Raw genomic sequence first — 13,012 nt, forward strand, 5'->3', positions numbered from 1 at the left:
TCTGTCAGTTTTGAGCGGCAGCTGCGGGCCGGTTTCGGTCAGTCGTAGTCACGAAACGTGCGGGTAACATCGGATGCAAATGACCATTCGAGTACCTGCGAGCGCGTGGTTAAGCCAGTGCAAATCCTCATACGTCGCATCGTGTGCACATCACTCCCGACGTAAACGTACCCCTCTGGTTTTTCTTGCGCTGAACACCCAGTCGACAGCTATACATCCATGTCGTTTTTTTCCGATTGCAGATGATGCCTTAGGGCATCTGAGAGCGCCTCCAGCGCGTTTTCCAATCGATGATCCTCTCGTCGACCGCCGGATTCTGGCTTGAACAACCCACAATGCCCAGCAACGCTTCTGCATCATTGACGTTGAGATCGAGCGTGATCATCAGTTAGTCCTCTCTGATAAATCTGAAAATAGCCTGGTAAATACGCCATTCAGTATGACTATTGCGCCATTTTACTATTTTGCCCCTTAATTTTTTTTTAAACGACGGAGTTCTTATATTTGAGGACAAACGAAAAGCAACGATCAACGTCTCCCCGCTGACCTTGGGTACATAGCCATTTTTTCGCTCCCCTTTAAGCGGGTGCTTTTGATCGGCTTTTGCGTGCTCTAAGGAGGGTGATTGGTGTCGGCACCTGCTGCACTAAAGGAATCGCCAGTTGGCCGGCAGGCCGCTGCTTTCGCTTTGCAAACAAATACACGCCGTCCAAATTTTTTTTTAAAAATGCTGAATAACCGAGTCGCTCACCAGTAAGGGGGACTAGGTATGCGACTGAAGGAAATTACCTCATGCTCGCGCTACCCGATCGACCTGAGGCTGGCATGGACATCGACCTAGAAAATCAAGTGTGGAAAACAGCAACACAGGTATACGGTTTGACCGCACTGCAACACTTGCTGGAAGAGGCGATCGATAGCTTCAAACGGCCGCCTGGGTTGGACGATCGTGAGAGGTTTTATAGTTCGAATATCGGCGCTCTTGAGCTTGAGGTATTGCGTCGCGTCCTTGGCCGCCCCAGAGGGCCAACGACGCCATCCTCCGGAGATGGCTACGTAGAGATCAGATCGCGGCTTAGAACTCATATCAGACGGTATCTGCAGTGGCATTTGCTGCAGAGCAGTCACGCCTCCAATGAAATGATGGAGGACTACCTCAGTGTTGATCTGGGTTTGTGATCGCAAGAAAGGAGTCATCACTCGGGGGGCGATGTAGCAAACGAATCAGCGAGCTCCGCCTTGGTTTCAAGTGATGGTGTTCGTTAGATCCTAAACTCGGAATTGTCCCAGCAATCCGTTTAGGTGGTCACTCAACCGCTGCAGATGAACGCTGGCGGCACTGGATCGTTCGGCAGCATTCGCCGTGTTTTGCGACAGCCCGGCCACTTGAGTGACACTCTGGTTAATCTCCTCCACGACATGCGACTGCTGCATGGTAGCGCTGAGTTCGTGATCAAGCACGTGCTACCGCAGCTTGATTTCCCGGTGCATGGTCAGTCTCTGATCGAAGCGTAAGCCTCACTCCGAACATTCCTCGATGACATCGACGGCTCTGTGGAGGTGTGCTCAGATGCCCCAGAGTGGGACTGGGATTTTTTCTGCCAACTCGCAAACGTGAACCACCGCTGGCCCAGCCATGTTGCTAACCGGCCGACCAACCTGATCCAGTTTTTCAGACATCTTGAAGTGGATGACATTGGTGATGTGGCATTGCCTGAACTGCCGCACCACGCACTGCTTGATGCGCGACTACTCGCTGAGCTCTACAAGCGCCTTTCGATCACCAGTGGTGGGTGATGAGCATGACTTCTGAGGATAAGCTTCTTGCTATGGTCATTTCCGAGCCATGCTTAAAATTTTGGAGATCTAGAGAAACATGCAACCACTACGAATCATCATTGAAGACTGGGATGGTGACGGCGCTGTCCGAATCCCGGATGTCGCGCTTCAGGAACTGGGGGCAGATGTCGGCGATTCGCTCTACCTGATCGAGGACTACGTTGGCACTGCGCGTTGCTTAGTCCTCTCGAAGACGCCCAAAATTCCAGATAGGATCGATGAGTTAACGGAAGCTTGGGATCTCCGTGACCAATGCCTGACACGTGAGCCTTAGAGGACGTTGACGCCGGTCGAGTCATTGATAAAGAGGTCGCTGAAGCTTGGCCGATTGGCCTCGGGCCTGAGAATAACGACTTACCGTGAACTGATTTAAATCGCAGGAGTGCTCGCCGAGAAAAAATGTCGTGGCCGCAACTTAAGCTTGCGCATCATACAGGCAGCGACGCAATCAGGTTGCTTTGGGGTAGGCCGTCGTAAACACGCCCAGGTTTACGCCATGAATATGGCGATGTCCTGCACCTCGGTTATAGCTGGCGTTGTAACGCTCCCGCACACACCGTCGTGCTCCGGCCAATCGTCGATCTGAACGGTGACACAGGTGGCCTGGCGTGACCGTCTGCAATCGCCGCACCACAAGTCGTGTTGTAAAAAATCACCTTATTATTGGAACAACTGGCAGACAGTGAATGTCTCCCGTCAATAGAGAGGCACAAGGTTTTCCTCAAGGCACTATTCATTTGCGGAGAAAGTTTCATGGTCAGGTCGCAAGCTGTGGATGCTCCCGTGCAGATCCTACTGCTTAAAAGTAACAGCTGGGTGCCTAATAACCCGCGCTTACCGGTGCTCATTTACATCAAGGCTATTGCCGTTCAAAGCAGCGACCCTGCGGCGCTGTTCGAGAAAACATTCAGCGCCAACGGCTGGATACCGCAATGGCGTTACGGAATATATGATTTTCACCACTATCATACCGAGGGTCATGAAGTGCTCGGCATTGCTAGCGGTTTCGCACGCTTGATGCTCGGCGGCCCGGATGGCCGGGTGTTTGAAGTGAGCGCGGGTGACGTCTTGCTGTTACCCGCCGGTACCGGACATTGCAATGTGGGATCCAGCGATGATTTTCTGGTGGTTGGTGCTTACCCGCCGGGACAGCATCCCGATATCTGTCTCGAGCCGCCGACGCCGGATCAATTAGCGAACATCGACCTGCTGCCTTTTCCTGGCCAAGACCCGGTGCAGGGTCTACACGGTGCGGTAAGCCGATACTGGGCTCAAGCCTTGAGCGCAATTTCCTAGATCGTAATTCGTCCCTAAATCCGTTCAGGGTGCTTGAGACCTCTCGCAGGCTTTGAATGAACTGAGCGGTTGGGAGGTAGGGAGGTTGGTGTGACAGGGTGGTCACATCAGGTTGCCCTTACGCAAGTTACTAAGCTCTACCAGTGATTAGTAATTCTCAGCACGAGCTGATTGTGTCCTCTCGGTGCATGGCTTGCAGATGATCAATCAGACCGGATTCCGTCCCTCTGTTAAAGTGAATTTACACCGTGGTACTGCTACGTCATAGGCTCCGGATAGCCGACCGGAATCGACCCTATAAACGCCAAATACGACCTCTTTGTACGGAATGCGTCACCGCCCCGAACTTTCGCATAAATTTTTCAGTCGATCAAACACCAGGCCTTTCAGTGCACTCGACGACGTGTTTGTGTACACGGCACCGCAAGTGACCCATGGCAGATCGGATACAACGATAAAAGCGGTGATCACGATGAATTGTCTTATATGTGTCGGTGTCGCAGAGCGCATTCAGTGTCATGGCCCCTGGGAGGAAAGAGACTGTCCGGACTGCGGACGCTACCGAGTCTCGGATGAGCTTTTACTCACCTTGATGGAACAGGGTCAGATTTTCGATATCAACAAAACAAGGCGGTGGCTAGAGAGTAAACGCAAGGGGGGCATTACGCCTTCTATCGAGATACATGAGGCGCTACTGATACCGTGATCAACGCGTGCGCTCAGGCTCTTCCGACATCAAGAGCGCGGTAGCTTTTTTTGAAATGGATTTCTCCGTTCAAGACGAGCGATCCGGGCTTGCAGCTCCTGGATCTGCTGCTGCTCTGGGGTCAGCGCTTTACTCTGCGAAGTCACTCCACCGCGCTCCAACTCAAGCTGCTTCACCCACCGGCGCAAGGCAAACTCGACCACACCGAGGGCGCGGCTGGCTGCGATGTGGCTGTAGCCTTTGTCAAGCACCTGGGCTGCGGCTCCGCGATTGAACTCAGTGGAAAAGGAACGACGTTCCTTGGTCATCAGACACCACTATCTGGCGAGCATTCTCGCCTAAATGGGTGTCCGGTTTTAAACCACTACATATTCGTTAGATGAGACATGCGATTCTAAAGTTCAACGCTGATGGCGGACGCCGCTTTACCCTGCGTTTGTACCGCCACTCTTCGAAGGCGTCTAACCGATGCTTGCCATACGTCGCTTATGGTGAACCTCGCGTTACCCAAATAGCTCAAATATTTAACAATCCATGGGAGTCGGTGTCATGTACGAAGATCGGAAAACGCAAGCGCTAGAGACTTGGAATTCATTACTGGCAAAGCCTGAAATTAGAATGACGGCTCAGGAGCAATATGAAGAATTGCTTCGACTGGCCGAAGTGTACCTAAAACAGGGTTTCATCGATCGTGAAGAGCGAAGGTTGCTGGTGACCGAGGCGACCGATAGATATGCGGAGGCGGTAGAAGGCATCGGTGCGGGAACATGAGGTCAAATGTTCTGCGAGGTGGCCAAGATGATCGCCTGAATAATTAAAAGCGAGAAGAGGCGATGTAGATAGATTTTATGCACCTCAATAGCACACATTCGAATATGCGCGCTATTGTTGGTATTACCCTGCTGTTAGCCTTCATATAGAATTGCAGCTTTAACGACCATCTTTATTTTGATCTTCAGCCCCAGCATTAGAGTCCTCCCCAGACAGGTCTGGCCGTTCACTGCTTGATGATGGTTCGGAGGTCGACGTCGCGGGATCCTCGTCGCCGGCTGATTTTTCAGCAGTGAACCAGTGTTCCAGGTCTTGCCCTTGAGGCTTCCCTTGTTTTTCCCAGAGCTGATACGCAGCTTCTCGGATTTTTTGCTCGTCCATATTCAAATTCCTCCCATTCCTCACTGAGTAGCTTTCGTAGAGAACAGGGAGTTTATCCCCCGTCGCCTGCAATCGCCTTTAGAGTTAAGGGTAGCCGACGTGCAAATTTTGACCTTGCTGTTGGTCGCTTATCGCCCCCCATGCACAGCAATCGTTCGCGGTCGTGTCGCACCGTACTCATAACACGACGGGGTGGGTGCCGAAGCGCGGCTAGATTTCGAAAGTCCCGACTCTGCTATCAGGTGCTCTGCATTTTTTGCGGAACAATCGTTTTGCTCATAACGAAGAAACTAAAAAAACAAAAAAAATTCTAAATGTCATCTGACGTTCGTATCCATCTGAATTGGCTCGGTTTTATAAGGGGGATGGAAAACTTCACTTGAAAAAATTCACACCTTGTCGACCCCCGTGAACCTGTGCCGAATTTTTAGATCCACTCATAAATAGCTCAGGGAATATGCAGCCATGAACTCATTCAGAGGCGTTCTGACATTGGCTCAAGAGAGAAGACTGTCGGCCTTGGACGCTTGGCATCAAGCATTGGGAAATTGTCCTCTACGTATGGATTGCCCGGATGCTTATCATGATGAACTGCTTCGGCAAACAGATGAAATGGATCGCCAAGGTATTGTTGATTGGCAGGAGTCGAGGGATCTACGAATGGAGGCTGATCATGCTTACCTGTGTGCAGTCGCGGGGGGAGGATTATCACCCAGCGGCGCCAAGTATGACGATGCGTCTTTACGTCGATTGATTTGAGGGTGGCGTGGATACTAGGGGAGGCGAAATGAACTGCCAGCTGAGGTTTGGTATCGAAGAAGAATATTTCATCACCGATCTCGCTACCCGACAGATGCCGGGCAACGTTCCCTGCCCAGCGATTGAAAGGTGTAGAAGGGCGCTGGGTGTTTTTTTCGCCTATGAAATGTTTCAAGGCCAAATCGAAGTCGCTTCTCCGGTGTTCACCAGTATCACGCAAGCTGGAGACTATTTAGCACACGCTCGCCGTTCATTAAGGTACGCACTCGAGTCGTTCGGCCTGGGATTTATCAGCGCCGGCAGCCATCCCTTAGGCGATTGGCGGACTCAAGGCGCCACCGACCAAGACCACTTTCTTCAGCTATTCGAGAACTATAAAAGCGTGGCACGACGCAGTCTGTTGTCAGGTTTGCACGTGCATGTGGAAGTTCCGGAGCACTTGGATCGTATTCAAGTGATGAACGAGGTGTTGCCGTGGACTTCATTGCTATTGGCCTTGAGTTGTTCGTCTCCCTTCTGGGACGGCTTTGATAGTGGCTTCCTGAGCTATCGTCAGACCGCCTGTGATGAATGGCCCCGTATGGGCATTCCAGAATTCTTTGAAGATCAGATCGCTTATGAGGCTTATATCGTCTTTCTGATGTCAACTGGCTCAATAAAGCAGCCATCCGATTGCTGGTGGGGAATACGGCCTTCTGCCAAGTACCCTACGTTGGAATTGCGAATGACAGATGCCTGTCCACGCCTGGACGACGCACTAAGTATTGCCTCTTTGTTCCGAGTGATGATCGCTCACGCAATTGACCAACCTCGTCCGGGATCGTCTTATTCGCAAAAATCCAGATGGATTCTGATAGAAAATCGATGGAGAGCGAAGAGATTTGGCATCGACGCCGCATTCCTCATTGAAGGTTACAACCGGTTATTAACCATCGAACAATGGCTTCTCATGACAGAGCAAAGATTGGGAGAAACATCCCGAGCGCTCGGTGTAGAGAACGTTTTTTCGCAGCTTCGCCGAATCATCCGCGATGGCACCAGCGCAGAGAGACAACGGCATGTCTACCAAGAAGCAATCGACACCGGAGTAAGGCCCCATGAAGCGCTGGTACAGGTGGTTAACCAATTGCTAATGGAAACTGAGGCAGGTCTCTTGCCAGTGATCCATGAATGCACCATCTAAAGGTGAGCGGACGGCATGGAAACGATTGAGTCGGTGCTGATGGGGGCTCGTACCCAGTTTGCGATCACCATAAGTTTTCATATCGTGCTTGCAGCGCTCACCATTGGTTTAGCGAACTTTCTGATGGTGCTTGAAGCGCTTGCACTATGGCGAGGGCGAAAGATTTATTTGGAGGTATACAATTATTGGCTAAAAGTGTTTGCCCTCAACGTGGCGGTGGGCACTGCCTCGGGTCTGATGCTGGAGTACCAATTCGGACTCAATTGGTCACGCTTTTCAATTCGGGCGGGGGATATCCTCGGCCCATTGATGTTCTACGAAGTGCTCGCCGCATTTTTTCTCGAGTCCGGCTTCCTTGGCATAATGTTATTCGGATTGAAGAAGGTAGGCCCTCGTCTGCATTTCTTCGCCTCCTGCGCGGTTGCCGTCGGGTCGCTGATTAGTGCATTTTGGATCTTGTCGGCCAATTCCTGGATGCATACTCCAGCCGGTTTCTCTATTGGCACGGACGGCCGCTTCGTTGCTGAAGATTGGTGGGCGATCATCTTCAATCCGTCGTTCCCTTATAGGCTTGTGCATATGACATTGGCCGCGTTGCTCGGTACCGCCACGATGGTTGCCGGGGTCAGCGCGTGGCAGCTCTTAAGTGCGCCCGAGAAACCTCGAGCACAGCTTGCTTACTCCATGGCGTTGTGGGCGATTGTCATACTCATACCTGTCCAAATCGTGGTTGGAGACCTTCATGGTCAGCACAGTCTTAAAGTTCAGCCGCAGAAGGTCGCCGCCATCGAAGGCTCCTGGACTCGCCCGGCCGAAGGTGACGGCGAACCACTGCGCTTATTCGCCATTCCCGACATGGCTGAGCGGCGCAACCATTGGGAAGTGGCGATTCCGCGTATAGGTTCGCTGTACTTAAAGCATGACCTGAGTGGCACCATCGCCGCTCTGGATGAATTTCCCCAACAAGACATCCCTCCGGTGGGAACGGTCTTCTTTGCGTTTCGCTTAATGGTTGGTTTAGGCCTGTTGATGTTGGCGCAGGGCCTGACCAGTTTGATATTGCGGTGGCAAGGGCGGTTGTACGCAGCGTTCTGGATGCTTCGGGTATGTGTGCTGATGGCCCCGGCCGGACTGCTCGCGATGCTGAGTGGCTGGGTGGTGACCGAGGTTGGCCGTCAACCCTTCACCGTCTATGGGTTGCTGCGCACGGCCGACAGTCTGTCGTCGGTGTCTCGACAACAAGTGCTCGGATCTACGGGGTTCATCCTGGGGTATTACCTGCTGATTTTCGGCATTGGTCTCTGGGTGTTACTTCGGCTACTTCACGAACCCCCTCGCAGGGGCCAGCCCGGGCCGCAGCCGACCTTGGCTGACGAGACAGGTGAATCTTGAGGGTCTGAATCCATGTTGGACACTGACTGGACAACACTCCTGTCCGCCGCAGCATTGGCGTTTTCGGTGTTGAACTATGTGCTATTAGATGGCACTGACCTTGGAGTTGGAATACTGATGGGCCTAACTCGTTGTGGTAAGCACCGCCGTGCCATGGCAGTGACTATCTTGCCTATATGGGCTGCTAATGAGACGTGGCTCGTGCTTGGGGGCGGAGGCCTGTTGGCATTGTTTCCGCTTGCCTACGCCATCCTGCTGCCAGCGCTTTATCTGCCGTTTATTTTGATGTTGTTGGCTTTGATTCTTCGAGCGGTAGCGCTGGAATTTCGTGACTACGCGCCCCTTGAACGAATTAAGCGTGGCGTTGATGGTTTGCTGTTAGTCGGTTCCCTGATTGCCGGCGGATCGCAAGGGCTGGTCTTGGGTGCACTGGTTCAAGGCATACCTAATAATGGCAGGCAGTACAGTGGTGGCGGCTGGGAGTGGCTGGGCGTGTTTCCACTGTATTGTGGCGCGGTGCTTGTGGTGGGCTACATGTGGCTGGGCGCCTGCTGGCTATATTGGCGTACTGAAGAAGACCTCCATCGGCGATCAGGTCGTCAGGCGAGGGGGCTGGCTATTGCGACTGTATTCCTGCTAGCTGTGTTGGTTGCCTGGACAGCGACATTGGACGATCAATATGCGGATCGGCTTACAGAACCTCTTATCTGGCTACCCGCCTCAATGCTGCTCATTGCAATGCTAGGGGGCTTCGTTTTGGGCTTTCGAAGCCGCCGGGAATACCTCCCGCTGTTCGCTGCGTTGGGAGTCTTCGTTTTAGCGTTCGCATTGATGATCGCTGCGCTATATCCCCTTATCGTACCGCCCCATGTGACCTTGCAAGCGGCCGCTTCCAGTCCTACCAGCCAGGTTTTCATGTTGATTGGTTTCGCAGTGTTGATTCCTGTCACGCTCATTTACAACACCTACGGCTTTAGAGTCTTTAGCGGAAAGGTTCATGCCGCTCGTGATTGATTAACTACTTTTCACCGAACAGCTGGCACTTAAGCCATTAAATATTTAACAAATCGGCACTAGCGCAGAATCCCCGGTGTCAACCTCTCGAATTGATAGACTGATCAAGGCTTTTGAAGATAAAACGCGCCGGGAGGAAGCGTTAGCGACGCCAGGTCGTATTGTAGTGGTCACTAGGATCTGTGATGCTCACTAGCGTCGCACGGTAGCGTACCGTACGACGCATTGAATTCCCCGGGATGCGTTATTCTCCGGCATCACCGCCGTGCGCCTGGGCTAAAGCTTTAGCATGAGCTAAATGCTCCTTCAGTTTCGGCAGTGTAGCCGTCGCGAAGGCTGTCAAATCCGTATCCTTACCGTTAGCCACCTCTTTTTCGAATAGGTCGATGGTGGCCTCATGCGCTTTGACTTGGTTATTTGCATAGGCCTTGTCGAAGGGCTTTGAATTGCGCAACTCAAGAATCATGGATTTTGCCTTATCCATCAGCTGAGCACTATCGGACACCTTAAGTTTTTTGCTGGCAGCTATCGACTTAAGCTTGATGTTGGCTTGGGTATGATCCTTGACCATCATGTCAGCAAAGGCTTTTACATCTGCTGAGCTATCCTTTTCCTGTGCCAGCTTCCCTGCCTCGACCTCTGCTACGCCTTTAGCAGATGCGTCCTCTACGAAGTCATCATCCTGCGCCGCAAAAGCTCCCGAGCAACCCAGGGTCAATACCGCTGCAAGCGCTGTAATTCGAAGTGAGTGAGTCATGATTGTTACCTTTGTTGTTGAATGAAAATCCGTCCTCTAGCTGTTGACGTGCGCTTTCGAAATTCGTTCAGGCTTCCAAAGGATGTGAAATGACTTCGCAATCCATCGCCAACTTTGTTCCGCGACAAGAACGTTTCCTTACCCGGAACTGTCAACTGTGCAAGGGCTGGAATCGGCCAATGGCTAGTACCGGGTGGTCACGTTAGGGTCGTGTTTGCCGGTGCTCTGCCGATGTGCGACGGCGATCCACTCTTGTTCGGTCAGATCGTCAGGTTTAAGTTCGGCGAGTTGCGCCAACGGATGCTGGTCAGGCAACACCGGTGTGCTGTTCAGGTCGGGATCGTCCTCGGCGGGTGGTTCGCTGATTGTTGCAGCTGGTTGCTGAAGGCGGCCGGGCTGCTGATAAGTCAGCGCCCTCAAAGGATGCTCAACATGAAATGCTTCCGAGCAGCGGAGAGTTACGGTTAACCCGACTCACGGCGGTATGCTCTAAATTTTAAGAGGATGCCATGGTTTTAGAGTTCAATGCATTTCTAAATGACTTTGAGCCTTTGTATCGATTAACGGCACCGTAAGACTCAATCGCCGAGCTAATCTATTAGTGGGCGACGGTGCTTACCTGCTATTTAACATCGATTGAGCATGGGTGATGAGCCGTACGGCGAGCTAATAGTAGAATAAGCCTCTACAACAAGCACTAAGCTGAAAGCATGCCCCAGAACATACCGGCTACTACAATGGCCATTGCTACAGTACAACTCCAACCCAACGCCTTTAGCGCAGGGCGAATGGTGAAAGAGCCCATTATTTCCTTGTGCGATGCCATTAACATCATGATGAACATGATAGGCACTGCTATCACGCCATTGACCACTGCACTCCAAAATAACGCTTTTATAGGATCAATTGGAGCAAAGCACACTAATACCCCTAGTAATGTTGCCGCAGAGATAATGCTATAGAACTCTTTATTCGATTTAGGCTTGGCTGCTAAGCTGTTCTGCCATCGAAAAGTTCCGGCCATGGCATAAGCAGCGGAGCCTGCCAGCACGGGAACCGCTAACATACCTGTGCCAATAATACCCAAGCTGAATAGCCAAAACGCAAAATCTCCCGCAATGGGTCGCAATGCATTAGCGGCCTGCGCGGAGGTCTGAATCTCTGTGATTCCGTGCATATTTAGCGTGAAAGCTGTAGTCAACATAATGAAAAAAGCGATGATATTAGAAATACCCATGCCCACAATCGTATCGATTTTGATTCGCGTGAAGCTGGCTCGAGCCTGGTTTGGCGCGTCAATTAGCGATTGCGCCTTTGGATCAGCTTCCACATCTTCAACCTCTTGCGAGGCCTGCCAGAAAAAGAGATAGGGGCTGATTGTTGTACCAAAAATGGCAACGACCATTGTGATGTATTCCGATTTCCAAGACATGTGCGGCCAGAACGTCCTCTGGACGACCTCTCCCCAAGGAATGTGTACGGCAAACATAGTTCCCACATAAGCCAGTAAGACAAGGGTCAGCCACTTGAGCACCCGCACATATCTTTTGTACGGAATAAATACCTGTAGTAAAAGAGAGATGACGCCAAAGCCGACCGCATAAAAGTGAGACGACCCCCCAATCAACAGCTTCATCGCTGAGCCCATTGCGGCAATGTCTGCGGCGATATTGATAGTATTTGCGAGCATTAATAGCGCGACAATGCCATACAAAAGAGGCAGTGGGTAATGACGACGAATGTTGGTCGCCAGTCCACGCCCGCTCACTCGCCCTATTTTCGCACTGATGATCTGAATGCCAACCATCAGAGGGAAGGTGAAAAACAAAGTCCAGAGTGTATTCAGGCCAAATTGTGCGCCGGCTTGCGAGTAAGTTGCTATACCGCTTGGATCATCGTCCGCCGCGCCTGTAATGAGTCCGGGCCCTAGCTTTTTTATCCAGGCGCGAGGACTAGAAATTGAAGGCTTGTGTGTGAGCTCTGTATTGTCCATTTTTTTTCAAACAATTGAATGCCAGATTAAGTTTCGACTGGAATGTTTTTATACGAGTTCCAAGGGTTTTCGATGTTTTTTGAGCTCACTGGTACCCCCGAACAGTTAAAACGCGAATAATGCATATCGGAGACGAGGCATACCCACTCGAAGGTGACGTGGTCGCAATGGATCGCTGGCAGAAGTCGATGCCCCCGGTTTTTTTGAGCAAACCTCCGTTAAGGCAATTGAGCTGAACTTTCGTTTAAGCGCAAATCTCCTAACCCAGTATCGCCGGCATTTTGGTGAGATTCTGCAAAAGGAAAGCCAACCATGACCACCTCATTACAGGGTAAAAACGTACTTATCATTACCGCCAATACCGGAATTGAGCGTGACGAATTGCTCAAGCCACTCCAGGCTCTTAAGGCCATGGGAGCCTCTGTCACCCATGCCAGTATCAAGGGTGGCGCAGCGCAAACTTTTCTTCACGATACGGAGAAAGACACTAGCGTCACTTCAGATACCCGATTAGCGGAACTGTCAGCCATTCAGTTTGATGTGTTGGTCATCCCTGGCGGTACGGTTAATGCCGACACGCTGCGGCAGGACGGCAATGCGCAACGTTTGGTCAAGGAATTCGCGGAGGCTGGTAAAACCGTCGCTGCGATCTGCCATGGCCCTTGGCTGCTGATTGATGCGGGTGTTATCGAAGGCAAAACGCTGACCTCGTACCCAAGCGTGCGCATAGATCTGCTCAACGCTAAAGCGGCCAGTTGGGTAGATGCCCAAGTGAAGGAGTGTCCGGCCAATGGCTGGATGTTGATTACGTCACGCAATCCTAACGACTTGCCAGCGTTCAATGAAGCCATTAGCAGGACATTACAGGCGGGTTAGGATGGGTGAAGAAAGGCGAGCTCGTTTACCCCGATATAGGTCTTG

14 protein-coding genes and 2 pseudogenes are annotated in these 13,012 nt (G+C 51.7%); 9 read left to right on the forward strand and 7 right to left on the reverse strand.

Annotated elements, in window-relative coordinates; all coding sequences use genetic code 11:
- Positions 1-250 precede the first annotated feature (250 nt).
- Complete coding sequence (locus tag ACF0H7_RS15775) at positions 251-385, reverse strand: hypothetical protein (protein ID WP_397453653.1); 135 nt, start codon at positions 383-385, stop codon at positions 251-253.
- Positions 386-792: 407 nt separating this feature from the next.
- Here ACF0H7_RS15775 and ACF0H7_RS15780 point away from each other — a divergent pair, with 407 nt between their 5' ends.
- Positions 793-1,179 carry a hypothetical protein gene (locus tag ACF0H7_RS15780; protein WP_397453654.1) on the forward strand — a complete coding sequence of 129 codons (387 nt, stop codon included), beginning with the start codon at positions 793-795 and terminating at the stop codon, positions 1,177-1,179.
- A gap of 90 nt (positions 1,180-1,269) precedes the next feature.
- On the opposite strand, the pseudogene ACF0H7_RS15785 reads toward ACF0H7_RS15780, so the two are convergent.
- Positions 1,270-1,443, reverse strand: a pseudogene (locus ACF0H7_RS15785) (methyl-accepting chemotaxis protein); the annotation flags it as partial.
- Between the two features lie 433 nt (positions 1,444-1,876).
- On the opposite strand from ACF0H7_RS15785, the gene ACF0H7_RS15790 reads away from it, so the two are divergent.
- Together ACF0H7_RS15790 and ACF0H7_RS15795 are read left to right on the forward strand one after the other, a co-directional pair.
- Positions 1,877-2,113, forward strand: coding sequence for an AbrB/MazE/SpoVT family DNA-binding domain-containing protein (locus tag ACF0H7_RS15790; RefSeq protein ID WP_397453655.1), 237 nt, complete (start codon positions 1,877-1,879; stop codon positions 2,111-2,113).
- Between the two features lie 479 nt (positions 2,114-2,592).
- Positions 2,593-3,135, forward strand: a complete 543-nt coding sequence (locus ACF0H7_RS15795; RefSeq protein ID WP_397453656.1) for a cupin — start codon at positions 2,593-2,595, stop codon at positions 3,133-3,135.
- A 725-nt stretch (positions 3,136-3,860) separates the two neighbouring features.
- Here ACF0H7_RS15795 and ACF0H7_RS15800 read toward each other — a convergent pair.
- Positions 3,861-4,149 (reverse strand): annotated as a pseudogene (locus tag ACF0H7_RS15800) (transposase); the annotation flags it as partial.
- 241 nt (positions 4,150-4,390) lie between these two features.
- Here ACF0H7_RS15800 and ACF0H7_RS15805 point away from each other — a divergent pair.
- Positions 4,391-4,612 carry a hypothetical protein gene (locus ACF0H7_RS15805; protein ID WP_397453657.1) on the forward strand — a complete coding sequence of 74 codons (222 nt, stop codon included), beginning with the start codon at positions 4,391-4,393 and terminating at the stop codon, positions 4,610-4,612.
- Positions 4,613-4,771: 159 nt separating this feature from the next.
- Here ACF0H7_RS15805 and ACF0H7_RS15810 read toward each other — a convergent pair whose 3' ends face one another.
- Complete coding sequence (locus ACF0H7_RS15810) at positions 4,772-4,993, reverse strand: DUF2934 domain-containing protein (protein ID WP_397453658.1); 222 nt, start codon at positions 4,991-4,993, stop codon at positions 4,772-4,774.
- A 465-nt stretch (positions 4,994-5,458) separates the two neighbouring features.
- On the opposite strand from ACF0H7_RS15810, the gene ACF0H7_RS15815 reads away from it, so the two are divergent.
- From ACF0H7_RS15815 to cydB, 4 genes are read left to right on the forward strand one after another with little or no spacing between them, the layout of a single operon-like run.
- A complete protein-coding gene (locus tag ACF0H7_RS15815) occupies positions 5,459-5,752 on the forward strand; it encodes a hypothetical protein (protein WP_397453659.1) in 294 nt (97 codons plus the stop codon).
- A gap of 28 nt (positions 5,753-5,780) precedes the next feature.
- Positions 5,781-6,935 (forward strand): carboxylate-amine ligase, encoded by a 1,155-nt coding sequence (locus ACF0H7_RS15820; protein WP_397453660.1) that lies wholly within the window; start codon positions 5,781-5,783, stop codon positions 6,933-6,935.
- Between the two features lie 15 nt (positions 6,936-6,950).
- Positions 6,951-8,327, forward strand: coding sequence for a cytochrome ubiquinol oxidase subunit I (locus ACF0H7_RS15825; protein ID WP_397453661.1), 1,377 nt, complete (start codon positions 6,951-6,953; stop codon positions 8,325-8,327).
- A 12-nt stretch (positions 8,328-8,339) separates the two neighbouring features.
- Positions 8,340-9,341: a cytochrome d ubiquinol oxidase subunit II gene (cydB, locus tag ACF0H7_RS15830; RefSeq protein WP_397453662.1), complete on the forward strand. Its 1,002-nt coding sequence runs from the start codon at positions 8,340-8,342 to the stop codon at positions 9,339-9,341.
- A 244-nt stretch (positions 9,342-9,585) separates the two neighbouring features.
- On the opposite strand, the gene ACF0H7_RS15835 is transcribed toward cydB, so the two are convergent.
- The 3 genes from ACF0H7_RS15835 to ACF0H7_RS15845 all read right to left on the reverse strand — a co-directional run bounded on the left by ACF0H7_RS15835 (position 9,586) and on the right by ACF0H7_RS15845 (position 12,091).
- On the reverse strand, positions 9,586-10,098 hold the full coding sequence (locus ACF0H7_RS15835) for a DUF4142 domain-containing protein (protein WP_397453663.1): 513 nt from the start codon (positions 10,096-10,098) through the stop codon (positions 9,586-9,588).
- Between the two features lie 183 nt (positions 10,099-10,281).
- Positions 10,282-10,518, reverse strand: coding sequence for a hypothetical protein (locus ACF0H7_RS15840; protein ID WP_397453664.1), 237 nt, complete (start codon positions 10,516-10,518; stop codon positions 10,282-10,284).
- A gap of 277 nt (positions 10,519-10,795) precedes the next feature.
- Complete coding sequence (locus ACF0H7_RS15845; RefSeq protein WP_397453665.1) at positions 10,796-12,091, reverse strand: NRAMP family divalent metal transporter; 1,296 nt, start codon at positions 12,089-12,091, stop codon at positions 10,796-10,798.
- A gap of 312 nt (positions 12,092-12,403) precedes the next feature.
- Here ACF0H7_RS15845 and ACF0H7_RS15850 point away from each other — a divergent pair, with 312 nt between their 5' ends.
- A complete protein-coding gene (locus tag ACF0H7_RS15850) occupies positions 12,404-12,967 on the forward strand; it encodes a type 1 glutamine amidotransferase domain-containing protein (protein ID WP_397453666.1) in 564 nt (187 codons plus the stop codon).
- Positions 12,968-13,012: the final 45 nt, after the last annotated feature.

The sequence above is a fragment of the Pseudomonas sp. NA-150 genome, assembly GCF_044336365.1.
In the GTDB taxonomy this organism is placed as follows: domain Bacteria; phylum Pseudomonadota; class Gammaproteobacteria; order Pseudomonadales; family Pseudomonadaceae; genus Aquipseudomonas.